This window comes from Microbacterium sp. Z11_20, assembly GCF_057197605.1.
Genome location: NZ_JBXVOQ010000004.1, coordinates 209,271 through 235,919 on the forward strand (window position 1 = coordinate 209,271; position 26,649 = coordinate 235,919).

Sequence of the window (26,649 nt, forward strand, 5' to 3'; positions counted from 1 at the left end):
CACTCGCCCGCGACCGGGCGCCGCGAAACCAGCGTGCAACACGGCGTCGCTATGCTCGCAACATTGCGGGTCCTATCAACCATGACCGACCTTCCGCAGGTCGGCAGGCGGTTCAGGGCGGGGACTGCGGCGACACCTTTCGTCACAGCACCCTGAAGGAGCACCATGTCCGTCACCGTCGACAAGTCCCAGGTCGGTCTCACCGACCGCCAGTACCACATCGGCATCGCCCCGGGTGAGGTGTCGTCGGTCGCCCTGCTGCCGGGCGACCCTTTCCGCGTTCCCTTCGTCGCCGAGTTCCTCACCGACGTGAAGGAGGTCGCGCACAACCGCGAGCACCGCACGATGACGGGCTGGTACAAGGGCCGGCACATCACCGCCACCTCCACGGGCATGGGATGCCCCTCCACTGCGATCGCGGTGGAGGAGCTCGCCCGGGTCGGCGTCACGAGCGTCATCCGCGTCGGGAGCTCCGCGGGCCTCCAGCCCGGCATCGCGCCCGGCGACCTCCTCGTCAGCGAGGGCAGCTTCCGCAACGACGGCACGACCGACGCCTACGTGCCGAAGGGCTTCCCCGCCGTTCCCGACCTCGGCCTGACCCTGGCGCTGTCCCGTCACGCCGAGCGCTTGGCCGCGGCATCCGGAACCACCGCGCACACCGGGATCAGTGCGAGCGACGACGCGTTCTACGCGGAGACGCCCGAGTGGATCGCGCAGCTGAGCGGCATGGGCATCCTCAACGTCGAGATGGAGGCCTCGGCGATGTACGTCGTCGCGCGGCTGCGCGGCATGCGGGCGGGCATGATCTGCGCCTGCTCGAGCAACCTCGTCGACGGCGCGTCACTGTACTCCGAGAAGAACGCGGCACTGAAAGACGGCTGGATGCGCTCGATCGAGGCCGCGCTGGAGACCGCGGTCGAGCTGGAGCTGTGATGGGGCGCACGATCATCGAGGGCGGCCACGTCGCGACGGTGGATGCGGCGGGCACCGAGTACGGCGGCGGGCACGTGGTGCTGGAGGGCAATCGCATCGTGGCCATCGGGCCGGGCGCCGCCCCCGCGCCCTGGCGTGCCGACGCCGAGGTGATCGATGCGACCGGGTGCCTGATCACGCCGGGCCTCATCAACACCCACCACCACCTGTACCAGTGGCTCACGCGTGGCTACGCGCAGGACAGCATCCTCTTCGACTGGCTCACGGCGCTGTACCCGCTGTGGGCACGGATCGACGCCGGGCTCGTCGGCACCGCCGCCGCCGGCGCGATGGCCGTGCTCGCCCGGTCGGGCTGCACGACCGTCGGCGACCACCATTACGTGTTCCCGCAGGGCTCGGGCGACATCGTCGGCGGCATCGTCGAAGCCGCGGGGCGGATCGGCGTACGCCTGCACGCGACCCGCGGGTCGATGGACCTGGGAGCATCCCAGGGCGGGCTGCCGCCCGACTTCGCCGTGGAGACGACGGATGCAGCGCTGCGGGCCTCGCAGGAGGCGGTCGAGCGCTACTCCGACACCTCCTTCGATGCGATGGTGCGCGTGGCCGTCGCGCCGTGCTCACCGTTCTCGGTCACCGGGGATCTGCTGCGCGAGGCCGCCTCGCTGGCGCGGTCGCTGGGGGTCCGGCTGCACACGCACGCCTCCGAGACCGTGGAGGAGGACGCGTACTGCCTGGAGAAGTTCGGGCGCACCCCGACGCAGTACCTGGACGATCTCGGGTGGCTGGGCGAGGACGTGTGGATGGCGCACGCCGTGCAGCTGGATGAGCCGGCCATCGCCCGGTACGCGGCCACCGGCACCGGAGTGGCGCACTGCCCGTCGTCCAACGCGCGGCTGGCCGCCGGGATCGCGCCGGTGCGCGACATGCTGCGAGCGGGTGTGCACGTGGGGCTCGGGGTCGACGGCGCCGCGTCGCAGGAGTCCGGGCAGCTCGGTACGGAGATCCGGCAGGCGGTGCTGATGAATCGCCTCCGCACGGGGTCGGACTCGTTCTCCGTACGCGACGGCCTGCGGATCGCGACCATGGGCGGCGCGCAGGTGCTGGGGCGCGCGGAGGAGATCGGCTCGCTCGAACCGGGGAAGCTCGCCGACGTGGCGGTGTGGCGCATCGACGGGGTGGAGCACGCCGGCATCCTCGATCCCGTCGCCGCGCTCGGGCTGGGCGCGATGCCGCCGGTGGAGCGGCTGTTCGTGAACGGACGGGTCGTGGTCGAGTCGGGAAGCCTCGTCACCGCGGAGGAGCCGATGATCGCCGCGGAGGTGGCCGCCGCATCCCGCGAGCTCGCCGAGCGCCTCTGAGCGCGGCGGGGTACTCACTCGGCGATGCGAGTGCACGGCCTCCCGCCGAGTGCACGGCGTGTGTGCGTCGGGAGGTCGTGCACTCGGCACGAGGTCGTGCACTCGGGTTGATGGATCAGGGTGCGGAATCGACGACCGTGACCGTGACGGCGGTGTAGGTCTCGACGGTGCCCGCCGGGATGGGGCCGAGGTCGGCGGGGGTGAGGGTGCGTTCCCCGATGAACTGCCCGGTCTCGGGATCGACGATGATCTCGGGCACGCTGACATCGCCGTCGAGGCTGAACGCGGTGCCCGTCCGCCCATTGAGGGTCGCGCTGCCGTCGGTGATGCGGATTCCGGGAAGAAGGGCGAGGGCGCGGTACAGAGTCGCGCGCTCTGCGGCCGTCATGGTTCCTTCGCGAAGGAGTTCAGCGGCGAAGCCCAGTGCTCCGGCGTCGGTGCCGTCGCCGCCGGAGCGCTCGCGCAGGAACGCCAGAGCTCCCTCCGCGTCCGACGGCATCCGCGCGGCTTCCCGCTCGCCGCCCAGCTCTGCAGCGTGCACGAAGTCACCGTCGGGGTCGCGGGTGATCGTCACGATCCCGTGCTCCAGGGCCGCCGCCCAGCTCAGCGCCGCAGCGGCACGGGAGGCGTCTCCGTAGAACTCCGTGGCGGGTTGCGCGGTACGTCGCTGCACCCATTCCTCTCCCGGAGCGGAGGGGATGAACACTTCCGTCACGCTCGGTGACAGGTAGGCGCTGTAGTCGCCGGTGGCATCCATCTCATAGGCGAGGTAGGCCGCCTCCGTCGTGATCTTCACGTACTGGCCGGGTGCGACGACGGGGTCGGACGCGGTGATCGACGTATGTGCCGCGCCGCGCAGCGCGTCCGATGCCTGAGCCTGCTCCGGGTTGGGGCTCAGCACGACTCCGATGACCAGCGCGGCGGTGAGCGGGACGGCGACGAGACCCGCGAGAACCGACCGGCGGGGTCGCCGCCCCGCCGGGTGAGGGGAGCGCTGGAGGGCCGACTCGTCGACCTGCTCGGCAAGAAGCCGGCGCAGGGCAGTGGTCTGGTCTGATCCGAGGGAAGTCATCGGTACTCGCTCATTTCTGTCAGAGGTGCGGCGTCGCTGCGCACGCGCGCGGCGAGCGCCTTCTTGGCGCGGTGCAGGCGCGACTTGACGGTTCCGATCGGAAGGCCGAGGGCATCCGCGGCTTGGGCTTCGCTCAGTCCCTCGATGATGCAGAGGGTGATGATGACGCGGTGCTGCTCCGACACCTGGCGCAGCGCCGCGACGGCGGCCCCCTCATCCAGGAGCTCGTCCGGGCTGAGGGAGGCCTCCATGCGGGGTACCCGCTCGAGGAGATCCCGATATCGGCGAGCCGAACGCGCGACATTCCGTGCGGCGTACGACGCGGTCACCAGGAGCCAGGGAAGGAGCGAGTCGTCCACGAAGCGCACGCTGGCGCGCTTCCGCCACGCCTCGAGGAACGCGATCGCCACGACGTCCTGGGCATCGGTGGTCGTCGGGACGAGGGCGAGGCTGTGCCGGTAGACGCGATGCTGATGCCGGTCGAAGATCCGCGCGAACGCTTCCCCGTCCCCCGCGCGCGCGGCGGCCCACTCTTCGGCGTCGCTGGACGGGATGCTCATACCTGAAGTGTCCGGCACCGCGCCAAAGGTTCCCCGCAGCGCGATCACACGATTGTGGGATGCGAGTGCACGGCCTCTCGCCGAATGCACGGACTGTTCGCGCCGGAACGTCGTGCACTCGGCAGGAGGTCGTGCACTGGGCGGCATCGCGTCACGCGGGATGTTGATGCGGGAAACATCCGGGTAATCCGCGGGTGCTTGACTGACGCGACCCGGGCCACGGAAGGGCCGGGATCGCGCCGGGGAAGGGGGGGACGTGGACATCCACACCGTCACGAGTTTCCGCCGCGCCCGCACCCGCGCCGACCTGGCGCTCGAGCCCGGCGAGGTCTTCCTCGGCGGCGGCACCTGGCTCATGAGCGAGCCGCAACCCGAGACGACCGGTTTCGTCGACCTCACGACCCTGGGGTGGCCCGACCTCGAGGTGTCCGACCAGGGGCTCCGGATCGCGGCGACGTGCACGATCGCGCGCCTCGTCGCGTGGGCGCGCACCGAGGCGCCTGCGGGCTGGCGCGCCGCCGCAGCCGTCCCGCATGCCGCCGACGCCCTCCTCGCGAGCTTCAAGATCTGGAACACCGCCACCGTCGGCGGCAACGTCGCCCGGTCGTTCGCGGCAGGGGCGATGGTCGCCCTGGCCTCGGGGCTGGACGGGATCGCCGAGATCTGGACACCGGGCGGGGAGCGCCGCATCCCGGTCGCCGACCTCGTCACCGGCAACGGCACCAACAGCCTGGCCGCGGGCGAGGTGATCCGCGCGATCGCACTCCCCGCCGCCGCCCTGGCCTCCCGGCTGGTCCTCCGGAAGATCGCCCTCGCCGAGTACGGTCGCTCCGGTGCCGTCGTGACCGGCCGGGTGGATGCCGACGGCTCGGCGGTGTTCGGGATCACCGCGGCCACCGAGCGCCCCACCGTGCTGCGCTTCGCGGGGCTGCCGGATGTCCCGACGCTCCGGGCGGCCGTCGAGGCCGCATCCGGCTACTACAGCGACCCGCTGGGATCGGCCGACTGGCGCCGTGGCGTCAGCGCCGTGCTGGCCGAGCGCGTGCGCACAGAACTGGCGGCGGCATGAGATTCGACGTCAACGGCGAACCTGTCGAGGCAGACCCGCGCGCCGGCCAGTGCCTGCGGACACTCCTCCGCGAACACGGGCACACCGAGGTGAAGAAGGGATGCGACGCCGGCGACTGCGGCGCCTGCGCGGTGCTGCTCGACGGCGAGCCGGTGCACTCCTGCCTCATCCCCGCGCAGCGCATGGACGGCCGCGCCGTGACGACGGCGGTGGGCCTCGCACCCGGCGACGAACTGCACCCCGTGCAGGAGGCGCTCGCGACGGGGTTCGGGTTCCAGTGCGGATTCTGCACGCCCGGCATGTCCGTGACGGCATCGACGCTCTGCGCCGATGACCTGCCCGACCTCGACCGCACGATGCGCGGCAGCCTCTGCCGCTGCACGGGGTACCGCCCGATCCGCGAGGCGATCACTGCCTCGGTCCTGGGTCCCGTGCGCGCGACCGGCGCGGCCGTAGCCGCCAGCCCGGACGCTGAGCGGGACGAATCGCCCGACCCGCAGGGCGTCGGACGCTCCGTCGCCCCGCCGGCCGCGCGCCGGATCGTGCAAGGACTCGAGCCCTTCACCTTCGACGAGCCGCTCCCCGGCGCCCTCACCCTCCGCGTGCTCGGATCGCCCCACGCGCACGCGCGGATCCTCTCCATCGACACGACCGAAGCCCGGGGCATCCCCGGCGTGGTCGCGGTCTTCACGCACGAGGACGCGCCGGCCACGCGCTACTCGACCGCCCGCCACCATCACCGCACCGACGACCCCGACGACACCCGGATGCTCGACGACGTCGTCCGCTTCCGCGGGCAGCGGGTGGCCGCCGTGGTCGCCGAAACCGCCGCCGCCGCCGAAGCGGCGTGCCGGGCCATCCAGGTCGAGTACGACGTGCTGCCCGCCGTGTTCGATCCGGAAGAGGCCCGTCGCCCCGGCGCCCCGCTGCTGCACCCCGACCGGACGCCGGACGACCGCGTGCACGAGGCATCCCGCAACGTCGTCGCCGCGATGCATGACGGAAGCGGCGGGGATGCGGCGGCCGCTCTCGCCGCGAGCCCGGTGACCGTCAGCGGCACCTGGCGGACGAGCCGCGTGTCGCACGCGCAGCTGGAGACGCACGGCGCCCTCGGCTGGCTCGACTCCGACGGCCGGCTCGTGATCCGCTCGAGCACCCAGGTCCCGTTCCTGACACGCGATGAGCTCGCGCGCATCCTCGACCTCGACCGCGATCGCATCCGCGTGCACACCGCGCGCGTCGGCGGCGGATTCGGCGGCAAGCAGGAGATCTTCGCCGAAGACCTCGTGGCGCTCGCGGTGCTGCGCACGGGGCGGCCGGTCGCGTACGAGTTCTCCCGCACCGAGGAGTTCACGCGCACCTCCTTCCGCCATCCCATGCGCGTCTCGGTGTCGCTCGGCGCGGCCGAGGACGGGCGCCTCACCGCGATGACCGTCGATGTGCTCAGCGACACCGGCGCGTACGGCAACCATGCGATCGGGGTGATGTTCCACGGGGTGGCCGAGTCCACGATCGTGTATCGCGCGCCCGTTCGCCGGATCGACGCGGAGGCCGTCTACACGAACAACCCGCCCTCCGGCGCCTTCCGCGGGTACGGCCTGGGGCAGGTGATGCTCGGCGTCGAATCGGCGATGGACCTCCTCGCCGAGAAGCTCGGCATCGACCCGTTCGAACTGCGCCGGCGCAACGTCCTGCGCGAGGGCGATCCGATGCATCCCGACGAGGATAAGTACGAGGAAGACCTCGTGTGGGGCAGCTACGGTCTCGACCAGTGCATCGATCTCGCCGAGGCGGCCCTCCGCCGCGGCAACGGCGTCGAGCCGCCGGCGGGTGCGAACTGGCGCGTCGGCGAGGGGATGGCCGTCGCGATGATCGCGACGATCGCCCCCCGCGGGCACGTCTCGCACACCTCGGCGACGCTCCGCCCCGACGGCACCTTCCTCCTCCGCGCCGGCACGGCCGAGTTCGGCAACGGCACGACCACCGTGCTCCGGCAGATCGCCGCATCCGACCTGTCCGCGTCCTTCGATCGCATCGCCCTCCGCTCCGCCGACACCGATGCCGTTCGGCATGACACCGGCGCGTTCGCGTCGACCGGCGTGACGGTGGCGGGTAAGGCCCTGCACGCGGCCTGCCTGGCGCTGCGCGAGCGGATGCTGCAGCTCGCCGTGACGCTCACCGACGGCGGCGCGGGCGACCCGGAGCTCACGGCAGAGGGTGTGCGGGTGGGTGAGCGGCTGGTGCGGTTCGACGAGATCGTCGCGGCCGCAGCCCCCGCGGAGCGCGACGATGACGGACTGGTCGCCGAGGGCGCCGAATACGGCGACCAGCGTTCGGTCGCGTTCAACGTGCACGCCGTGCGGGTCGCCGTCGACGTCGAGACCGGGACGGTGCGCGTGCTGCAATCGGTGCAGGCCGCCGACGCCGGGTTCCTCATGAACCCCGCGCAGGTGCGCGGCCAGGTCGAGGGCGGCGCCGCGCAGGGCCTGGGCAGTGCGCTGTATGAAGAGGTGTTCGTCGAGGACGGACGCGTGCTCAACCCGATGTTCCGGCAGTACCGCGTGCCGCAGTTCGCCGACATCCCCGAGACCGAGGTGTATTTCGCCGAGACCTCCGACCGGGTCGGACCGTTCGGGGCCAAGTCGATGAGCGAGTCCCCGTACAACCCGGTCGCCCCCGCGGTGGGTAACGCGATCGCGCGGGCGCTCGGCGTCCGTGGCTACGAACAGCCCTTCTCCCGGGATCGCGTGTGGCGCCTGGCCGCCCCGCTTCGCGCCGACGGGAGCGAGGCGGTGGCGATGAGAGCTCCTGCCGGCCCGATAGGTTGAGAGCAACGCCGTCAGAAGGGGCATCCATGGATCTCGTCGCTCTCGGAGGGGTCGGACTCCTCGTTCTGATCGGGGTGGGCGTCGCCGTCGCCGCGCTCATCGTCATCCTCATCCTGATCCGCGCGTGGTATCGCGTCGCCCGCGCCGACGAGGCGCTCGTGATCGTCGGTAAGAAGCAGCGCACGACGCCCGGCGGCGAGTCCTCCCGCATCACCGTCATCACCGGCGGCGGCGCGATCGTGAACCCCCTCACCCAACGCGCCGAGATGATCTCGCTGCGCGCGCGCCAGATCAAGATGGAACCCGTCGCGCAGACGTCCAACGGCGTGACCGTCAACGTCAGCGGCGTCGCACTGGTGAAGATCGGCTCCGACCCCGACTCCGTCCGCCGGGCCGCCGAGCGGTTCGCGTCTCAGGATGCGGCGATCGAGCAGTTCACCACCGAGCAGCTCGAGGGCGCGCTCCGCGGAGTCGTTGCCACCCTGACCGTCGAAGAGCTCATGCGCGACCGGCAGCGGCTGTCGGACCAGATCGCCGACGGCATCAAGCAGGACCTGTCCAGTCAGGGCCTCATCCTGGATTCCTTCCAGATCCAGGGCATCACCGATTCCCACGGGTACGTCGGAGCACTTGGCGCCACCGAGGTCGAGCGCGTCAAGCGCGACGCCGAGGTCGCGAAGATCAACGCCGATCGCGAGATCCGTCGCCGCCAGATCGCCACCGACGAGGCGAACCTCATCGAGCAGACCGCCCTGGACAAGAACACCGCCGCCGCCAAGGCCGAGGTCGGCCGCGCGAACGCGGAGGCCGAGCAGGCCGAGGCTCTCGCCCGCGCCGAACGGCAGCAGGCCGTGCTCGTGCAGGAGGCCCAGAACACCCAGGCCCGACTCGAGTCCGAGGTCGGCCGCGTCGCCGACGCCGACCTGTACCAGCGCCAGCGCCGCGCCGACGCCGACGCCTACGCGAACGTCAAGGCCGCCGAGGCGCAGGCCGAGATCGCCCAGCAGGACGCCAGCGCGGTCCGCGTGCGCGCCGAAGCCGCTGCCGACGCCGAGCGGCTGCGCGGCGAGGCCCGCGCCGCGGCGATCAGCGCCGAAGCCGAGGCGCTCGCGCAGAACCAGGAGGCACTCCTGGCCCAGCGCGCGCTCGAGGCTCTCGTGCCGCTGATGGCCGAGTTCGCCAAGGGCTACGACAAGGTCGGTTCCATCACGGTGCTCGGCGGCGAGGGCGCCAGCTCCCACCTCGCCACCGAATCGGCCACCGGACTGCGCGCATCGTTCGAGGCGGTGCGGGCGGCGACGGGCATCGACCTGACCGCGATCATCCAGGGCCGCGCCATGGGTGAGGGATTCGCCGCCGGCTCGCAGCCCGGCACGATCGCTGCAGCCGCCCCGGCCGCGGCCGCGGCTTCCGCTGACTGAGGCAGCGGATCGCGGGCCGGCCCGCCGGCCGCAGCTGCTGCCCCGGCCGGCGACTGACGGCGGTCCGGCGCATCCGCCGGCGGCGACTGACGGCGCGGACCGCCGCTCGGCCCGAGGCACAGTCCGGCGCGCGGTTGACCCGGCGGCCGATCTCCCTCCCGATGTCTCACTTCCCGCAAGAAACCACCTCGTCTTCAGCGCCAGTGAGACATTGAGTGCCGCAAGTGAGACATGGAGTGCGGCAAGTGAGACATGCTTCACGCGGGCACGGCGGGCGGCAGCGACCGCAGCTTCCACCGACTAGGGCAGCGGATCGCGGGCTGGCCGGCGGCGGTGGTCGCCCTGTGCGCCGCACCGCTCGCCTCACGCGGCATGGGTAGGGTGGGCGGGTGACGACGGATGCGGGCGGCGATGCGCTGATCGGCGTCTCGCTCGGGCGCGAAATCCGCGCGGCGCGGACGGCGAAGAAGCTGTCGATGCGCGCGCTGGCCTCGGCGGCCGAGATCAGCCAGCCGTTCCTCAGCCAGATCGAGTCCGGTCAGACGATGCCGTCGATCGTCACGCTGTTCCGCATCGCAAAGGTTCTCGAGATCTCGCCCTCGTCCCTCCTGCCGAACGAGGCGGAGCCCGACCCGATCTCGGTCACCCGGCGCGGCGAGGGACGCCGCGTTCCCGTGAGCGAAGGGGACGGGTCGGCCGTCAGCCGCATCATCTCCGCCGGCGTCGCACACGCGGCCACGGTGCAGGAGTACCGCATCCCCGGTCGGTATCGCGGCGAATGGTTCGAGTCCGACGGCGAGAACACCGTATACATCGTCGAGGGCGAGGCCACCGTCGAGATCGAGGGCCGCGGCGAGTGGACCCTCGGCCCCGGTGACGCGCTCGCGCACCCCGGCGCCCTGCGCAACCGGTGGGAGGTGCGCGGCGACGAGCCCGCGACCATCCTGCTGATCCACGCCGGCGCCTGAGCCCGACCGGCCCGCGGGGGCCGAGGTGTCACGAAACGCGGCCGTAACGCGATCGGTATTTGCAATCAATGATTGCTCTCTACTATCGGTTTCGTGACGATCACCCTTCCGACCCTCGCTCTGCGCGACCGGGTCACCGCGTTCCTCGCCGACCACCCCGGGCGCCTCCTCATCGGCGGACGGTGGGTGGATGCCGCGGACGCCGAGACCTTCGGAACCTTCGACCCCGCCTCCGGCGCCGAACTCTCCCGCGTGGCGCGCGGCCGCGCCGAAGACGTCGACCGTGCGGTGACGGCGGCCCGCGCGGCACTGGACGGCGAAGCGTGGCGCCGCATGACGCCCGCCGACCGCGGCGCGCTGCTGTGGCGTATCGCCGACCTCATGCAGGGCCACCTCGACGACCTCGCCGAGCTGGAGTCGCTCGACCAAGGGAAGAACCTCCGCACCGCGCGGTTCGGTGAGGTCCCCGCGGCGATCAACCAGTTCCGCTATTACGCCGGCTGGCCCACGAAGATCGTCGGCGAGACGATTCCGACGTCCCTCAGCCGCACGCCGCCGGGCAAGGAGGTGTTCGCGTACACGCGCCGCGAGCCCGTCGGCGTCGTCGGGGCGATCGTGCCGTGGAACTCCCCGCTACTGATGGCCGCGATGAAGCTCGCACCCGCTCTCGCCGCCGGCTGCACGGTGGTGCTCAAGCCCGCCGAGAACACCCCGCTCACCGCTTTGTACCTCGGCCGGCTCCTGCAGGAGGCCGGCCTCCCGGAGGGCGTCGTCAACATCGTCACCGGCTACGGCGGCGAAGCCGGTCAAGCCCTCGCCGAGCACCGCGGTGTCGACAAGGTCGCCTTCACCGGATCCACCGCGGTGGGCAAGCGCCTCGTGGCCACCGCCGCCGGCGATCTCAAGCGCCTGACCCTCGAGCTGGGCGGCAAGTCGCCCGCCCTCGTGCTTCCCGACGCCGACCTGGAGGCCACCATCGAGGGCATCTCGCGCGGCATCTTCGACAACGGCGGGCAGGTGTGCGTGGCATCCGCCCGCGTCTATGCGCACCGATCGCTGTACCGCGACGTCGTCGACGGGATGGCCGCCTTCGGTGCCAACCTGCGACTCGGCCACGGACTCGACCCCGACGCCGACCTCGGCCCGCTCGTGAGCGTCGCGCAGGCCGAGCGCGTGAGCGCGTTCCTCGAGGAGGGACGCGCCGACGGGGTGGAGGTCGTGGGCGGCGGCGAGCGCAGTGGCCCCGCGGGAACCTTCTTCGCCCCCACCGTCGTCACCGGGGTGAAGGCGGACGCGCGGCTGCTCCGCGAAGAGATCTTCGGCCCCGTCGCCGTGGTGACGCCCTACGACGACCTCGACGAGGTGGTCGGGTGGGCCAACGACTCCCCGTACGGGCTGGCGGCGAGCGTGTGGACGCGCGGGCTCAGCGACGCGCACCGCGTGGCGGCCCGCATCCAGGCCGGCACCGTGTGGGTCAACTGCCACTCCTTCCTCGGCCCCGAGCTGCCCAAGGGCGGCCACAAGGAGTCGGGCTGGGGCTACGAGAACGGGCCCCAGGGCCTGGAGAACTATCTGGAGACCAAGACCGTGGTGATGGTGATCTGATGAGCGATACGACAGGCAAGCGCATCGTGCTGGGCGTCTTCGAGATGATGAACCCCAGCAACGGGATGCCGACGTGGACCGACCCCCGCGGCCGGGGCGACGACTGGGACCGGCTCGACTACTGGGTCGGCCTCGCCCGCGAGCTGGATGCGGCGGGCTTCGACTTCCTCTTCTTCGCCGACACCTACGGCTATGCCACGCTCGACGGACGGATGCCCGAGGAGGTCGCCGCCCACGGCATCCAATTCCCGGCCCTCGACCCGATGCTCGCGATCGCCGCTCTCGCTCGCGAGACGGAGAGCCTCGGCTTCGTCGTGACCTCCCCCACCACGGTGGAACGCCCCTACGCCACCGCGCGCCGGTTCGCGACGCTCGACCGGTTCACCGGTGGCCGCATCGGCTGGAACGTCGTCACCGGCAGCTCGCAGGCCACGACCGACGGGCTGTTCGGCGTCACCGAGCAGCTGGCGCACGACCAGCGTTACGACGCGGCCGACGACTTCCTCGACACGTGCCTGCGGTACTGGGAGCACAGCTGGGACGACGACGCCGAGGTCCGCGACCGGGTGCGCGGCGTGTACGCCGACCCCGCGAAGCTGCACCGGGTGGAGGTGGATGCCCCGTACCAGCGCTCGGCCGGCATCTTCGCGGTGCCGCCCACCCCGCAGCGGACGCCCGTGCTCTTCCAGGCGGGCACGTCCGACCGCGGCCGCGCCTACGCTGCGCGCAACGCCGAGGCCGTCTTCATCCAGGGGCAGTCCATCGCCTCCGCCGCGGCACACGTCCGCGACATCCGGGAGCAGGCCGTACTGCAGGGCCGCCGGCCGGAAGACGTGCGTGTCATCACCGGGATGACGGTGACCGTCGCATCCACCTCCGCCGAGGCCCACGCGCTGCGGGCGGAGTACGAGGCGCTCCTCGGCCGCGACGACGCCGCGGTGATGTTCGCGGGCATCACCGGGCTCGACCTGACCGGGCTCGACCCCGACACCCGCGTGGTCGACCTGAAGACGGATCTCGGGCAGACGCTCGTGCAGCGCTACGCGCGGCAGAACCCCGAGATGCGGGTGGGCGAGATCCTCGACTCCTTCCGCACGAAGGCCATCCGCGGATTCCAGGTGACCGGCTCGCCCGAGGAGGTCGCGGACGAGATCGAGGCGATCGTGGACGGCTCCGGCATCGACGGCATCATGCTCGAGCCCACCTTCGGCGGGCCGGACGCGTATCGCGCGTTCATCGAGCTGGTCGTCCCCCTCCTCGCCGCCCGCGGCCGCGCCGGCACCCCGCCCGGCACGACCCTGCGCGAGCACCTCTCCGGCGCCCCGCGCCTCGCCCCCGCCCACCGCGCGCACGCCCTGTCCGCGCGCGCCCCCCAACTCGTCGACTCGCCATAAACCGTCGGGTTTTCGCGCGAAAGTGCGCGTTTTTTGGCGAGTCGACCCAGGAGAGAAAGAGCACGCAATGAGACACGACGCCGTCGAGGCGGTGATCCGGGGCCTGAAGAAGGCCGGGGTCAGCGTCGCCACGTACCTGCCGGATTCGCTCCTGAAGGAGCTGTACCCGGCGCTTGACGCGGATGCCGACATCCGCACCATCCCCGTGACCAACGAGGGCGAGGGTGCCGCGATCGCCGGCGGCGTGTTCCTCTCCGGCAAGCGGGCCGTGCTCGTCATGGAGAACTCCGGGTTGCGGGCCGCGACCGAGCACCTCGCGCGGATGGGCCTGGGCGCCGGCATCCCGGTTGTCATGATCATGAGCTACCGGGGCGAAATGGGCGAGAACAACTGGTGGGCGATCCCCCACGGGATCACCATGGAGCCGCTCCTGAAGACCCTCCGCACCCCGTACACGATCGTTCACGACGTCGACGCGATCGAGCAGGCCATCGTGAACGCCTACGAGACGGCGTACGCCTCGTACTACCACGCGGCCGTCGTCCTCGGAGGGGATCTGGTCCGATGAGTTACTCCCGGTTCGAAGCCATGAAGCTCCTCGGTGCGCGCCTGTCCGACGAGCTCGTCATCCTCTCCCTCGGCGGCGCGGTCGACGAGTGGTACAACGCCGCCCCGCACATGCGCGCGGCGAGCCTCTTCCAGCAGCAGCTGGGATGCGTCACGCCCGAAGCGTTCGGACTCGCCGTGGGCCTGCCCCACCGCCGCATCGTCTCGCTCGACACCGACGGGGGCCTCCTGTTCAACCTCGGCATCCTCGCCACCCTCGGTAACGAGCGGCCGGAGAACCTCTTCGTGGTGGTGTGGGACAACGAGCAGTACCAGTCCATCGGCGGCCCGCGCACGCACACGAAAGGCGGACGCGTCGACCTCGCCGCGATCGCGCGCGGCGCCGGGGTCGAGCAGGCCCACACCGCGGCCACGCTCGAGGAGTTCGACGCGCACTGCGCCGCCGGGCTCGCCGCATCTGAGCCCTACGTCGTCGTGGCGAAGACCGACGGCATCCTCGAACCGGGAATCAGGCGCAAGCACTCCGACGGCCGCGAGGACAAGTACATCTTCGTGCGCCACGTCGAGGAGACCGAGGGCATCACGATCATGGGCCCGAGCGAGCACAACTGATGCCCGTCGTGCGTGAGCCCGCCGCCGGCTACGACGTCATCGTCGTCGGCGGCGGGGCCGCCGGATGCGTCCTGGCCGCACGCCTGTCGGAAGATCCGGCGATGCACGTGCTGCTGGTCGAATCCGGCCCCGACCACCGCGGTGCGCGGGAGGTGCTGGATGCCGCGCACTGGGACGCGCTGATCGGCGGGCCGTACGACTACGGTTACCGCTCCACCCCCACCGAGCACGTACTGGGCCGGGCCCTGGCGATGCCGCGGGGCAAAGTGCTCGGCGGCTCCTCCTCGACCAACGCGATGCTCTGGTACCGCGGCGCGCGCGCCGACTACGACGCGTGGCACCAAGCCGGCGCCGACGGCTGGGGGTACGACGATCTGCTGCCGTACTTCCGCCGCTCGGAAACCCGCCCCGGCGGCGACCCGACCTACCGCGGGCTGGAGGGCCCGATGAAGGTCGGGCCGCTCGCCGACGTCCACCCGATCGCGCATGCGTTGCTGGCCGCATCCGCCGAAAGAGGCCTGCCGGTCATCGACGACGCCAACGCGGCCTCGAACGAGGGCGCCGTCTACGCGGACTACAACGCGGTCATCGGCGAGGACGGCGCGTTCGAGCGGTGGAGCACCGCCCGCGCCTACCTGGAGCCGGCGCTCGGCCGCGCGAACCTCGACGTGGTGCTGGGCAGCCGGGTGCTGGGCCTGATGCTCGACGGGACCGTGGTCCGCGGCATCCGGCACCTCATCGACGGTGCGATGGTCACCACCTCCGCCGCCCGCACCGTCCTGTCGGCCGGCGCCCTCGACACCCCGCGGCTGCTGCAGCTCTCCGGCATCGGCGACCCGGCCCGGCTGCGGGCTGCCGGCATCGCGCCGGTGCATCCGCTCCCCGGCGTCGGCGAGAACTTCCAGGACCATCCGCTCATCCTCGGGATGAACTTCCGCGCCCGCGCCGACCTCGGCCCCGTGATCGGCAACGGCGGCGGGGCGATGCTCAACTGGCGGAGCTCCTATGCCGACGCCGGGCCCGACCTGCACGCGGTCATCGCGCACGGCTCCCGCGGCGACGAGGCGCTGCATGCCGCGCACGACCTGTCGGGCAACCGCGTCTTTGCGCTGGTGCCGGGCCTGTACCGCTCGCGCAGCGTCGGGTGGGTACGGGTGCGCTCATCCGACCCCGACGTCGCGCCCGACATCCACCCGAATTACCTCGCCGACCCGACCGACCTCGCCGCCATGGTCGAGGCGGTGGATGCAGTGCACGATCTGGTCGCGACATCCGCCTACGCCGAGCTCGCAGAGGGCCCGATCACCCCGCGGCGCGGGCTCGATCGGGCCGAGAAGACCCGATTCGTGCGGCAGAACATCGGCACGTTCTTCCACTGCTCCGGCACGGCACGGATCGGCACCGACGACCTCGCCGTGGTCGACCCGCAGCTGCGGGTGCGCGGGATCGAGGGGCTGTGGGTGGCGGATGCCTCGGTGATGCCCAGCATCCCGACCTCCAACACGCAGGCCCCCACCGTCGCGATCGCCGAGCGCGCCGCCGACCTCCTCCGCACCGCCTGAGGCGCGGCGCATCCCGGGATCATGTCCCGCTTTCGCAGGTTCTCAGCCCGCAGAACCTGCGAACCCGGGACATGACCCGGCGCTGTGGGTCAGGCCGGGGGCTCCCCCGCCTCCTGGGCCGCACTCCCCCGCGCCCCGCCCCCCCCCCCCCCCGGGTCCTCGGGCCCCTCGGGCCCAGGTCACCATGTCTCACTTTTCGCAACGATGTGCCTCATTTCTTGCCGAAAGTGAGACACAGGATGCGGAAAGTGAGACACAAGGATGGGGCGGGTGGGGCGGGATGCCGAAAGTGAGACACAGGATGCGGAAAGTGAGACACGAGGATGCGGCGGGTGAGACATACCTCGCAACGGCGCGGTCAGGCCGGCTCAAGCAGGGCGTCGAGGGCGAGGAACTGGGCGCGGAAGTCGGCGCGGAGCGCAGCCTTCTCCTCATCCGAGCAGAACGCCACATCGATCCCCTCCAGCGCGATGCGCTTCGCCGTCGTGGCATCCACGCCCATCGCCGCGAGACCCTCGCGGTATTCGCGGCCGAGGTCGGTGCGGAAGAACATCGCATCGTCGGTCGACACGGCAAGCGGCAGTTCCGCGTCGATCATCGCGCGGATGCGGTGGCCGGCGTCGAGGGTCCACCCCGAGCAGATCGTGGTCGACACGGGGGTGACGGTGAACCCGATCCCGCGCTCCCGCGCGAGCTGCAGCACCGCGGGGTCATCCACGATGCGATACCCGTGGTCGATACGGTCGACCCCGAGCACCTCGATCGCCTCCCGCACGGCCTCGGGTGACGCCGCATCCGTCTCGCCCGCGTGCGCGGTGAGCTTCAGTCCGTGCGCCCGGGCGAGGGCGAACGCGGCGGCGAAACGCGTCGGATCCTCGGTGTTCTCCGGCGTGAGGTCGTCCTGCCCGAGGCCGACGACCTCGGCCCGCGGATGCGCGATCATCTGCTCCACGAGGGCGACGGCCGATGCGGCCGAGTCGCGGCGGTTGACCGCGACGACGACGCGGAAGCCGACGCCGAAGTCGCGTTCGGCCGCACGCAGGCCCGCGATGATGGGGTCGACGACCTGCGGATACGTCAGGCCGCGTTCGGCGAAGTACTGCGGGTTGACGTAGTACTCGCGATAGCGGAGGTTGCTGTCGGCGACCGCCCGGCGGACGCCCTCGTACGCGACCCGCTCGAAGTCGTCCGCGTCACGCAGCACGTCGTGCGCGAAACGGAAGGCGACGAGGAACTCGACGAGGTCGGCGAAATCGAACAGCGTCGACGGGTCGGACTTCCACAGCCGGACGCCGTGCTTGCCGGCGAGTTCGAGGAACAGGGCCGCATCCATGGTCGAGACGAAGTGGCAGTGCAGCTCGGTCTTCGGCAGCAGCTGGAGGTAATCGCCGTACGTGATCATGCGTCGCTTCCCGGCAGGGTCGCGCCCTGCTTCACCACGAGGAGCCGGTACGGCGCGGCACTCGCCGACCACCAGCGATGCGGCACCCCGCCGGCGTAGTACGCCGAGTCGCCCGGTGCCATCCGGAGTTCCTGATCGCCCAGCTCCACGCGGACCTCCCCCTCGACGACATAGACGAATTCGTCCTCGTGGTGGATGAACACCTCTCCGGGCTCGGTGTTGTCGCCCTCCATCTCGAGGGGATGCAGCGGTCGCACCCCCTTCGCGAGCATCCGCGCGGCGCCCCCGGCGAAGCTCTGGTCCATGCCGCCTTCCCCCCGCCGGTGCACTTCCACCTCCACGATGGACGGGTTGGGCGGTTCCGCGGCGGCGATCAACTCGATCGGGCTCGTCTGCAGCGCCAGGGCGATGCGGCGCAGCGACGACAGACTCGGCTGCGCGAGGCCGCGTTCGAGCTGGCTCAGGAACGGATGCGACAGGTCGGTGGCCTCGGCCACCTGCACGAGGGTCATCCCGCGGGCGTGGCGGAACTGGCGGATCGAAGCGCCCAGGCGGAGGTTGGCCGCAGCATCCCCTGCCGCATCGTCGGCGAGCGTCGTGGTCATGGGTGCTCCCCTCCTACGCCGGGAGTGGCACTCCCCGCGCGGTCGCATACTCCTCGACGGCCGCGACGTACGCGGCGCGACGCGCCGGGGTGAGCCAGGACGCGTCGAACGAGTTGATGGCGAGCTGCACGAGGTCGGTCGGCGTGAGGCCCGCCTGCTCGGCGAGGGCGACGTAGTTGTCACCGACGTACGCACCGAAGTACGCCGGGTCATCGGAGTTGACCATCACCCGCACGCCCTGGCGAAGCAGCCCCACGATCTCGTCCGCCTTCATCTGCTCCGTCACGAACGAGTTCGAGACGGGGCACGTGGTGAACCCGATGCCGCGTTCCTTCGCCAGCTGCACGAGCGCCGGATCTTCCACGATGTTCGTGCCGTGGTCGATCCGGTCGACACCGATCTCCTCGAGCACCGCGCGGATGTGGTCGATCGAGCCGACCTGGTCGATGTCGCAGTGCATCGTGAGGAAGAACCCCTCGGCCTTGGCGCGCGCGAAGACCTCGGCGAACTTCGTCGGCGGGTTGTCGCGCTCATCCGAGTCGAGACCGACGCCGATGATCCACTGCTTGTACGGCAGCGCCTCCATCAGCGTCGCCATCGCGTACTCGGCGGAGAAGTCGCGAAGGAAGCACAGGATGAGTTCGGCCGAGATGCCCAGCTCGTCCTGGGCACGCGCGGCCGCGCGGCGGTAGCCGGTGATCACGGTGTCGAACGGCACCCCGCGGCTCGTGTGCGCCTGCGGGTCGAAGAACATCTCCGCGTGCACGACGCCCTGCTCCTTCGCCTTGAGCAGGTACGCCCACGCGAGGTCGTGGAAGTCCTCCGCCGTCTGCAGCACCCGCATCGCCGGGTAGTACACGGCGAGGAAGCTCGTGAGGTCGGTGAAGTCGTACGTCGCCCGCACCTCCTCCACGGTCTTCTCCGGCAGCTCGATGCCGTTGCGGGCGGCGAGGGCGAACTTCAGCTCGGGTTCGAGGGTCCCCTCCAGGTGCAGGTGCAACTCGGCCTTGGGGAGGCCGTGGGCGAACGGGATGGGCTCGACGGACGTCGTCATAGGAGGTTCCTTCGGGTTGGGGCAGAAGAACGGATGCGGGGGGCAGTCAGGCGCGGTCGGCCATCCCCATGCGGGCCAGGGCGACCGACTCGATGATCTGCACGAGGTTGTACAGGACGAGCGCGGCGCCGGTGACGAGGACGACCGCGGTCCACACGGCGGAGAACTGCGCCGCGTTGACGTATCCGCCGACGGCGCCGCCGATCCCGCCGCCCACGGCGAGCCACTCGGCCAGCAGCGCCCCGGTGATGGCGCCGGGCACCGAGATGCGGACCGCGGCGAAGAACTCCGGGAGGGAGCTCGGCAGGGCGACCTTCCGCAGTCGCGTCCACGCCGTGCCGCCGTACACGGAGATGAGGTCGTTCATCTGCGGTGAGGCCGACTTGAGGCCGAACGCGATGTTGACGAGGGCAGGGAAGAGGACGACGATCCCGCCGATGACGGCGACCGAGGCGAACTCGCGACCGAAGATGAGGATGATGACCGGGGCCATCGCCACGAGGGGCACCGACCGCAACAGCATCGCCATCGGCATCAGCGCGTGTTCGATCCCCTTGCTGAGCTGGAACAGGACCGCGATGAGCAGCGCGACCACGAGACCCGCGGCGAAGCCGACGACGGCGTGCCCCAGCGTGACGGCGAGCTGTCCGAAGAGCTGAGCGCGGTTCGCTTCGGCGTTGGGCATCGTGACCAGGAAGTTCCAGACGTCGACCGGCCCCTTCCCGACGTACGCCGAGACCCCGAACAGCCACAGGGACCCGACCCAGATCACCACGACCGCGACGATCGTCAGGACGAAGGTGAGGAGGCTGCGGGCGAGCGCGCGCCGTGTCGACGCACGCGTCTCCCGACGGATCTGCCCGTCCAGTTGCGACTGCTGCGCGGCCGCGGCCGGGGTGCTCACGGCGGCGAAGGCGGTGTCTGTCATCGGACCGCTCCCTTCGACCAGGGGGCCACCGCACGCGAGATCAGGCCGAGGAGCGCATAACCGGCGAGGGCGACGGCCCCGGAAACGAGGGCGATGTCCCACACTCGCGCCGCGTTCAGCGCCTGCTGCGCGGCGATCATCGCCGGCCCCACCCCCACGGTGATCTTGCCGAAGAACTCGCCCAGTACCGCGCCGAGGAAGGCGGCGGGCACGGCGATCTGCAGCGCGTTCAGGATCGCCGGAAGCGAGGCGATCAGGCGCACCTTGCGCAGCTGGGTCAGCCGTGAGCCGCCGTAGACGGTGATGAGGTCGAGGCTCGCCTTGTCGGCGGCCTTCAGTCCGAGCAGCGCCCCGACCACGGTCGTGAAGAAGCAGCTGAGCGCGGCGAGGAAGATCGCGGTCGTCGACGGCTGCCCGGCGGTGGGGATCGGGACGATGACGGTGAGGAGCAGGCCGAGGGCGACGATGGGGATGCAGTAGGTGATGATTGCGATCTGCATCACGGCGCCTTCGAGGCGCGGGACGATCAGCACGACGGTGGAGAGCACCAGCGCGAGACCGTTGCCCCACACGTAGCCGATGCCCGCCTCGGTCAGAGTGATGGTGAAGTTGCGGACGTAGAAGTCGAACCCCGTCTCGGCGAACTCCACCACGACCTGCAGCGGGGTGGGGATGGCCTGCGCGCCTCCCGGCCCGACGCTGGAGAAGACGGTCGCTGCGAGGATCCACCAGAGCGCGATCACTCCGATGCCGCCGATCAGGCCGGTGACCCACGCAGGAAGATGGATGTCCTCCCACTGGACCGCGCGTGCCTTTGCCGCGTCAGTGGTCATCGGCAGCAGCGCCCCCCACGCCGAAGAGCAGTTCCTGAGCGTGGTCGACGTACGCGTGGAACTCCGGCGTGCGCATCATCTCCGGCGTCCGCGGACGCGGGAGGTCGATCGTCATGACCTCCTTGATGCGCCCCGGTCGGGGGCTCATGACCGCGACCTGGTCGGAGAGGAAGATCGCCTCCGAGATGCCGTGCGTCACCAGCAGCGTGGTCGCCGGCTTCTCGGTCCAGATGCGCAGCAGCTCGAGGTTGAGCTTTTGCCGGGTCATGTCATCCAGCGCACCGAAGGGCTCGTCGAACAGCAGCACCGACGGCTTCATGATGAGCGAGCGCGCGATCGATACCCGCTGGCGCATGCCTCCGGACAGCTGCGCCGGCTTGGCCTTCTCGAAGCCCTTCAGACCGACCAGGTCGATCATCTCCGCCACGTAGGCCTTGTCGACGGGCTTGCCCGCGACTTCGAAGGGCAGCTGGATGTTGGATTGCACGCTGCGCCAGGGAAGCAGCGCCGAATCCTGGAAGGCGATGCCGAGCTCATTGCCCCGGCGAAGCTCCTTGGGGCTCTTCCCATCCACCCGGGTGGAGCCGCTCGTAGGGTCTTCCAGTCCCGCGAGAATACGGAGAATCGTCGATTTCCCGCATCCCGACGGCCCCAGCAGCGCCAGGAAGGTGCCCTGGTCGGTGTGGAGGTTGGCATCCTGCAGCGCCACGACGCTCTTGCGTCCCACGCTGAAGACCTTGTTCAGTTCGGTGATCTGCAGACCGGTGCCCAGGGTCGTCGCCTGGGCACCGGTCTGGGTGGCCGTATCGGTCACAGTGGTAGCTCTCGGTAGGGGTGGAGATCTCAGCCCATGTAGGCGACGAGATCCGGGTTCTCTTCGTAGACCTCGGCCAGCAGGCTCATGTCGAACAGGTCGGATGCCTCCAGTTCGATGCCCGCACCGGCGAGGCTCTCGATGGTGGTCGCCTGCAGTTCTTCGGAGATGGTGAACAGACCGTTCTCCTCGGTCTCCTCAGACACCACGAGGAGGTTCTGCGCCTCGGAGCCGGCCAGCGTCTTGGCCGGGTCGAGGTCGAGGTCCACACCGTAGGTCTCGAGGGCGAGGTCGGCACCGGCCTGCGGGTCGGCGAGCGCGTCGGTCCAGCCTCGGATCTCGGCGACGAGGAATGCCTTCAGCATCTCGCGGCTGCTCTCGATCGTCTCGTCGGTGACGGTGAGCGTCTCGGCGACGAACGGAAGGCCGTTCTCCGCGAACGGGAGGTTGGTGGTGGCCATGCCTTCCATCTCGACGGAGATGGACTCGTTGGTGAGGTAGGCGACGAAGCCGTCGACCTCGCCGTTGACCAGCGGCGCCGGATCGTACTGCACGGGAACGATGGTGAGCTCCGACGCATCGATGTCGTTCGCGGCGAGAAGCGCGGTGAACAGCGTGAGGTTGGAGTCCTGCACACCGATCTTCTTGCCCTTGAGGTCATCGGGCGTCGCGATGTTGCCGCCGTCTTCGAGGGACAGGACGGTGAACGGGTTGGCCTGGAAGGTCGCGCCGATGATCTTCAGCGGAGCTCCCTCGTTCGCCACGGCGGCCCCGACCTGCACGGCATCACTCAGCGCGATGTCGGCCGTGCCGCCCAGCAGCTCGGGAACACCGCCCGAGGGGCCGGGCACGAGGGTGACCTCACCGAAGCCGGCCTCCTCGTAGTAGCCGTTGGTGTCGGCGAGGTACTCGCCGGCGAACTCTTCGTTGAAGATCCAGCTGAGCTGGACCGTGATGTCGCCGAAGCCTTCGTCCGATCCTTCGGCGGGCTCGCCGCTGGATCCCGTGGATGCGCCGCTGGCGCAGGCGGTCAGGGCGAGGGCGGATAGGGCGACCCCGGCGAGGGCCGCGGTGGCGCGCGAGGTGCGCCGGGAAGAGAAGAAGGTCATGTGCTGTGTCTCCAGACGCCGGTGGTGCATTCGGGTAGGGATGCGGCGCCGCCCTCGGAGCTCGGCGGTGCTCGGCTGCTTCTGCCAGGACTGAGCCTCGCTCGGCATTGGCCACGGTAGGCGATGTAGATTTCACGAACACTGGCCGGGTGTTTCGGTGCCGTTACACGCTGCATAACCGAAGCCAACACGAAGGCCGCCCCGGTTCTCCGGGACGGCCTTCATGTTGGGACGCGTGTCAGCGCATCGTGAGCCCCCCGTTGACGACGAGCACCTGTCCGGTCATCGCCTCCGCCCCCTCTGAAGCGAGAAAGGCCACGGCGTTCGCGGTGTCTTCGGGCGTGAGGCGGCGCTTCATGGCCTGCCCGGCGACGACCGCATCGAACTGCGCGGGGTCGGCGACGACGCTCTGGGCCATGGGTGTCTCGGTCAGGCCCGGGGCGACAGCAGTCACCGAGATGCCGTGGGCGCCGAGCTCTGCCGCCAGGGCGCGCACGGCCCCCACCATCGCCCCCTTCGCGGTGACGTAGGGCAGGAAGCCGCCCGCTTGCGGCGGGATCCACAGCGAGTCCGACACGACCATGACGATGCGTCCGAACGACCGCTCGATCATGCCGGGAGTGAAGGCCTGCGCGAGCCAGAGCCCGGCCTCGACGTTGACCGACAGCAGGGTGCGCCAGCGGTCCGCGTCCAGCTCGGCGAGCGACATCGGGGCGACGATGGCCGCGGCGTGAACGAGGGCATCCACCCGGCCGTATCGGTCGAGTACCTCCGCGGCGGCCCGTCTCGTGGTCGCTTCCGACGTCAGGTCGACGTTCACCTCGCCGCTCCGACGGCCGAGCGCGACCGTTTCGTAGCCTCCGGCGCGGAGGGCGCGGGCGATGGCGGCCCCGATCACTCCCGTTCCCCCCGTCACGACCGCCACGCGTTTCTGGTCGTCCATCACGGGATCAGCAGCATCTTGCCGGTCGTGCGGCGCGACTCGATCTCCTTGTGCGCCTGGGCAGCATCCTCGAGCGGGTAGCGCTTTGCGATGGTGACTGTGAGCTCGCCCCGCTGAACACGGGTGAAGAGTTCGGACGAGCGCGCCTTCATCTCTTCCGCCGTGCGGACGTGGTCGTTCGTGATGGGGTAGGTGATCTTGATGCTCCGAGGAATCTCGTTCATCTTGATCGAGGGGACCGCGCCGATGAGGGGCCCGTAGTAGACCATCGTGCCGTGCGTGCGAAGCACCTCCAGGGATGCGTCGAAGGTCGACGCGCCGGCGCCGTCGAACACGACGTGCACTCCTTCGCCGCCCGTCAGTTCCTTCACCCGGTCCAGGAACGCGCCGCCCGTGGAGACCAGCACGTGGTCTGCACCGGCATCCTTGACGATCTGGATCTTCTCCTCGCGGGAGACCAGCCCGATGACCGTGCCGCCGCGCGCCTTGATGAGCTGCGTGAGCATGAGCCCGACCCCGCCCGCCGCCGCGTGTACGAGGGCGATGTCACCGGGCTGTACCGAGTGGGAGGCGGTGGCGAAGTGGTCCGCGGTCACTCCGTGGAGGAGCACTGCCGCAGCCGTCTCGATGTCGATCGTCTCGGGAAGCGGCACGACGTAGCGCACGGGAATGACGATCTGCTCGACGTAGCTGCCGTGGGAGTCGATCGTCAGCCACGCCACCCGGTCGCCCGGTGCGTACTCGTCCACACCCTCACCGACCTCGATCACGACGCCCGCACCTTCCATGCCGGGCACCTCCACGACGCGTTGGGCTCGGATGGCGGTGTCGAAGTAATTCACGCCGATCGCCCGGACGTCGACCAGGACCTCGCCCGCACCGGGGCGCGGGGTGGGATGTTCCTGCACCTGAAGAACCTCGGGGCCGCCTGCTTCGGAAATGACAACTTTTCTCATGGGGGCAACGTATGGCGGCAAAATTGTACTCGCAAGTACAATTGCTCCCATGGCCACACTCAAGGGCATCGCGACCCGCCGTCGCATCGTGGAAGCAGCAGCCGAGGAGATCCGCGAGCGCGGCACGAGCAACACGACACTCGAGGATGTGTGCGCTCGGAGCAACACGGGCAAAGGGCAGCTGTTCTACTACTTCCCCGACGGACGGGAGCAGCTGCTGCTGGCTGTGGCCGAACGGGAAGCTGCTCGCGTGTTCGACGACCAGATGCCCTACCTCAGCGAACTCACGTCCCGCGAGGCGTGGCAGAAGTGGCGAGATCTCATCGTCCAGCAGTATCGCGATCAAGGTCTGCACTGCCCGCTCGCGGTGCTGATCGCGGACGTGGGAAGGTACAGCCCCACCGCCCAGGCGGTCACCGCGGAACTCGTGCGACGATGGCAGGCCAGTCTCCGGGCCGGCATCGAGGCGACGCAGGCTGCGGGTGAGGCCGACCCCGCCCTCGACCCCGGCTACACCGCAGCGGCGCTGATCGCCGCGATCCAGGGCGGGGTCACGGTCTTGCTGTCGACCGGCACCGCAGAGCACCTGGAAGCCGGCCTCGACCTCTGCCTCGACCGCCTGCTGACCGCGTGAACTCCGGATCCCGCCCGCGTTCGCGCACGCCGAGAAACGAGATTACGGACGAGACATAACGCGCCGCGCCGTTTCTCGTCCGGAACGTTGTTTTTCGGCGAAGATGCGGGGTGCTAGCGGGGCTCGGCGGCGAGGTGGAGGACCGACTCGGTCAGGGCTCGGATGCCGGCGCCCACGTCGGCGGCCGACACGGCCTCGGCGGGGTGGTGGCTGATGCCGTCGGGGTTGCGGAGGAACAGCATCCCGACCTCGGTGATCGCGCCGATCGCCATGGCGTCGTGGCCGGCTCGGCTGAACAGCGCGGCGGGATCGTCGGCCCCGGGTGCGAGGGTGCTGCCGATCCCGGCGCGCACCACGTCCTGCAGCAGGGGCGCGCAGAACACCGCCGGCGCGGAGTGCACCTCGGATGCCCGCCACCGCAGGCCGCGTCGGCCCATGATGGCGTCGAGCTCGAGGGCGATGGCATCCCAGGCGGAGTCGCGGTGCGCGTCGAACTCTCCGCGCAGGTCCAGCGAGAAGCGCGCCTCACCGGGGACGATGTTGACCGCCCCCGGGAACGCCTCGAGCTGCCCGACAGTGCCGACGATGTGGTGCTCGCCCCGGCAGATGCGCTCGACGGCGAGCGCGGCCTCGCTCGCACCCAGGAGCGCGTCGCGGCGCATGTCGTAGGGGGTGCCGCCGGCGTGGCGCGCTTCGCCTTCGACGACGAGCTGGAACCGGCGGGCACTGGCGATGGATGACACGACCGCGAGCGACTCGCCCCGCCGGTGAAGCTCCGGCCCCTGCTCGATGTGCGCCTCCAGATATCCGACGAGCTCCTCGGGGCGACGCGCAGCCTCGCCGACGCGACCGGGGTCGAGGCCGAACTCGCGGAACGCGTGCCGGAGCGTCACCCCGTCGCGGTCGGTGAGCTCCCACCACGCGTCGTCCCACGTGCCGGCCACGGCCGACGAACCGAGCAGAGCCTTGCCGAACCGGGTGCCCTCCTCATCGGAGAACGCGATCACCTCCACCGCGAAGGGAAGCGGCGCGAACACCCCTCCGTCCTCGCCGGTCGCGCGCAGCAGCCGGACGACCTCGAGGCCCATGAGCACCCCGGCGATGCCGTCGAACCGGCCGGCGTCGGGCACGGTGTCCAGGTGCGACCCGATGAGCAGCGCCGGCGCGTCGCCCTCCGGTGAGACGGCCGAAGGGTCGAGTCGCCCGACCTGGTTGCCCGCGGCGTCCTGCCACGACCTCATGCCGATCTCGCGCATCCACTCGGCGACCAGGCGGTTGACCCGCGCGTGCTCCGCGGAGAGGTAGACCCGCTCGATGCTCCCGGGCGTCGCCGTCACGCGAGCGAGCTCGTCGCACCGCGCCATCACGCGATCGGCCGCAGCGGCGATCGCGTCGGGCCCGACCTGAAGGCGCGTCCGCATG

General features: G+C 70.6%; 24 protein-coding genes. 12 read left to right on the forward strand and 12 right to left on the reverse strand.

Annotation, left to right across the window (positions count from 1 at the left end):
* Window positions 1-165: 165 nt before the first annotated feature.
* The gene (locus AC2DFQ_RS11425; RefSeq protein ID WP_484533977.1) at window positions 166-933 is read left to right on the forward strand and encodes a nucleoside phosphorylase; all 768 of its coding nucleotides are present in this window, start codon (window positions 166-168) and stop codon (window positions 931-933) included.
* Complete coding sequence (locus AC2DFQ_RS11430; RefSeq protein ID WP_484533978.1) at window positions 933-2,291, forward strand: 8-oxoguanine deaminase; 1,359 nt, start codon at window positions 933-935, stop codon at window positions 2,289-2,291. The genes AC2DFQ_RS11425 and AC2DFQ_RS11430 overlap by 1 nt, the downstream gene beginning before the upstream one ends.
* Before the next feature lie 115 nt (window positions 2,292-2,406).
* Here AC2DFQ_RS11430 and AC2DFQ_RS11435 read toward each other — a convergent pair whose 3' ends face one another.
* The gene (locus tag AC2DFQ_RS11435; protein ID WP_484533979.1) at window positions 2,407-3,363 is read right to left on the reverse strand and encodes a hypothetical protein; all 957 of its coding nucleotides are present in this window, start codon (window positions 3,361-3,363) and stop codon (window positions 2,407-2,409) included.
* Window positions 3,360-3,923, reverse strand: coding sequence for an RNA polymerase sigma factor (locus AC2DFQ_RS11440; RefSeq protein WP_484510045.1), 564 nt, complete (start codon window positions 3,921-3,923; stop codon window positions 3,360-3,362). The genes AC2DFQ_RS11435 and AC2DFQ_RS11440 overlap by 4 nt, the downstream gene beginning before the upstream one ends.
* Before the next feature lie 256 nt (window positions 3,924-4,179).
* Here AC2DFQ_RS11440 and AC2DFQ_RS11445 point away from each other — a divergent pair, with 256 nt between their 5' ends.
* From AC2DFQ_RS11445 to AC2DFQ_RS11485, 9 genes are all read left to right on the forward strand, one after another.
* Window positions 4,180-4,992 (forward strand): FAD binding domain-containing protein, encoded by an 813-nt coding sequence (locus AC2DFQ_RS11445; protein WP_484510044.1) that lies wholly within the window; start codon window positions 4,180-4,182, stop codon window positions 4,990-4,992.
* On the forward strand, window positions 4,989-7,820 hold the full coding sequence (locus AC2DFQ_RS11450) for a molybdopterin-dependent oxidoreductase (protein WP_484533980.1): 2,832 nt from the start codon (window positions 4,989-4,991) through the stop codon (window positions 7,818-7,820). The genes AC2DFQ_RS11445 and AC2DFQ_RS11450 overlap by 4 nt, the downstream gene beginning before the upstream one ends.
* Window positions 7,821-7,846: 26 nt before the next feature.
* A complete protein-coding gene (locus AC2DFQ_RS11455; protein ID WP_484510042.1) occupies window positions 7,847-9,241 on the forward strand; it encodes an SPFH domain-containing protein in 1,395 nt (464 codons plus the stop codon).
* 389 nt (window positions 9,242-9,630) lie between these two features.
* Complete coding sequence (locus AC2DFQ_RS11460) at window positions 9,631-10,209, forward strand: helix-turn-helix domain-containing protein (protein WP_484510041.1); 579 nt, start codon at window positions 9,631-9,633, stop codon at window positions 10,207-10,209.
* 93 nt (window positions 10,210-10,302) lie between these two features.
* Window positions 10,303-11,814, forward strand: a complete 1,512-nt coding sequence (locus AC2DFQ_RS11465; protein WP_484533981.1) for an aldehyde dehydrogenase family protein — start codon at window positions 10,303-10,305, stop codon at window positions 11,812-11,814.
* The gene (locus AC2DFQ_RS11470; protein WP_484533982.1) at window positions 11,814-13,208 is read left to right on the forward strand and encodes an NtaA/DmoA family FMN-dependent monooxygenase; all 1,395 of its coding nucleotides are present in this window, start codon (window positions 11,814-11,816) and stop codon (window positions 13,206-13,208) included. Before AC2DFQ_RS11465 ends, AC2DFQ_RS11470 begins: the two co-directional genes overlap by 1 nt.
* Window positions 13,209-13,275: 67 nt before the next feature.
* Window positions 13,276-13,776 (forward strand): thiamine pyrophosphate-binding protein, encoded by a 501-nt coding sequence (locus tag AC2DFQ_RS11475; RefSeq protein ID WP_484533983.1) that lies wholly within the window; start codon window positions 13,276-13,278, stop codon window positions 13,774-13,776.
* Window positions 13,773-14,387 (forward strand): thiamine pyrophosphate-dependent enzyme, encoded by a 615-nt coding sequence (locus AC2DFQ_RS11480; protein ID WP_484510037.1) that lies wholly within the window; start codon window positions 13,773-13,775, stop codon window positions 14,385-14,387. The genes AC2DFQ_RS11475 and AC2DFQ_RS11480 overlap by 4 nt, the downstream gene beginning before the upstream one ends.
* Window positions 14,387-15,949 (forward strand): GMC family oxidoreductase, encoded by a 1,563-nt coding sequence (locus tag AC2DFQ_RS11485; protein ID WP_484533984.1) that lies wholly within the window; start codon window positions 14,387-14,389, stop codon window positions 15,947-15,949. Before AC2DFQ_RS11480 ends, AC2DFQ_RS11485 begins: the two co-directional genes overlap by 1 nt.
* 358 nt (window positions 15,950-16,307) lie before the next feature.
* Here AC2DFQ_RS11485 and add (AC2DFQ_RS11490) read toward each other — a convergent pair whose 3' ends face one another.
* The 9 genes from add (AC2DFQ_RS11490) to AC2DFQ_RS11530 all read right to left on the reverse strand — a co-directional run bounded on the left by add (AC2DFQ_RS11490) (window position 16,308) and on the right by AC2DFQ_RS11530 (window position 24,593).
* Window positions 16,308-17,351, reverse strand: coding sequence for an adenosine deaminase (gene add, locus AC2DFQ_RS11490; protein WP_484533985.1), 1,044 nt, complete (start codon window positions 17,349-17,351; stop codon window positions 16,308-16,310).
* Complete coding sequence (locus AC2DFQ_RS11495) at window positions 17,348-17,956, reverse strand: helix-turn-helix domain-containing protein (protein WP_484533986.1); 609 nt, start codon at window positions 17,954-17,956, stop codon at window positions 17,348-17,350. Before AC2DFQ_RS11495 ends, add (AC2DFQ_RS11490) begins: the two co-directional genes overlap by 4 nt.
* Window positions 17,957-17,969: 13 nt before the next feature.
* Window positions 17,970-19,010, reverse strand: a complete 1,041-nt coding sequence (add, locus tag AC2DFQ_RS11500; RefSeq protein ID WP_484533987.1) for an adenosine deaminase — start codon at window positions 19,008-19,010, stop codon at window positions 17,970-17,972.
* A 46-nt stretch (window positions 19,011-19,056) separates the two neighbouring features.
* The gene (locus AC2DFQ_RS11505; protein ID WP_484533988.1) at window positions 19,057-19,938 is read right to left on the reverse strand and encodes an ABC transporter permease; all 882 of its coding nucleotides are present in this window, start codon (window positions 19,936-19,938) and stop codon (window positions 19,057-19,059) included.
* Window positions 19,935-20,771, reverse strand: coding sequence for an ABC transporter permease (locus AC2DFQ_RS11510; RefSeq protein ID WP_484533989.1), 837 nt, complete (start codon window positions 20,769-20,771; stop codon window positions 19,935-19,937). The genes AC2DFQ_RS11505 and AC2DFQ_RS11510 overlap by 4 nt, the downstream gene beginning before the upstream one ends.
* A complete protein-coding gene (locus AC2DFQ_RS11515; protein WP_484533990.1) occupies window positions 20,761-21,585 on the reverse strand; it encodes an ABC transporter ATP-binding protein in 825 nt (274 codons plus the stop codon). The genes AC2DFQ_RS11510 and AC2DFQ_RS11515 overlap by 11 nt, the downstream gene beginning before the upstream one ends.
* Window positions 21,586-21,614: 29 nt before the next feature.
* Window positions 21,615-22,694: an ABC transporter substrate-binding protein gene (locus AC2DFQ_RS11520; protein ID WP_484533991.1), complete on the reverse strand. Its 1,080-nt coding sequence runs from the start codon at window positions 22,692-22,694 to the stop codon at window positions 21,615-21,617.
* Between the two features lie 238 nt (window positions 22,695-22,932).
* A complete protein-coding gene (locus tag AC2DFQ_RS11525) occupies window positions 22,933-23,637 on the reverse strand; it encodes an SDR family NAD(P)-dependent oxidoreductase (protein WP_484533992.1) in 705 nt (234 codons plus the stop codon).
* Window positions 23,637-24,593, reverse strand: a complete 957-nt coding sequence (locus tag AC2DFQ_RS11530) for a quinone oxidoreductase family protein (RefSeq protein ID WP_484510027.1) — start codon at window positions 24,591-24,593, stop codon at window positions 23,637-23,639. Before AC2DFQ_RS11530 ends, AC2DFQ_RS11525 begins: the two co-directional genes overlap by 1 nt.
* A 49-nt stretch (window positions 24,594-24,642) precedes the next feature.
* Here AC2DFQ_RS11530 and AC2DFQ_RS11535 point away from each other — a divergent pair, with 49 nt between their 5' ends.
* Window positions 24,643-25,227, forward strand: coding sequence for a TetR/AcrR family transcriptional regulator (locus tag AC2DFQ_RS11535; RefSeq protein ID WP_484533993.1), 585 nt, complete (start codon window positions 24,643-24,645; stop codon window positions 25,225-25,227).
* Between the two features lie 113 nt (window positions 25,228-25,340).
* Here the strand turns inward: AC2DFQ_RS11535 and AC2DFQ_RS11540 are convergent, their stop codons facing one another.
* Window positions 25,341-26,648 carry an allantoate amidohydrolase gene (locus AC2DFQ_RS11540; RefSeq protein WP_484533994.1) on the reverse strand — a complete coding sequence of 436 codons (1,308 nt, stop codon included), beginning with the start codon at window positions 26,646-26,648 and terminating at the stop codon, window positions 25,341-25,343.
* Window position 26,649: the final 1 nt, after the last annotated feature.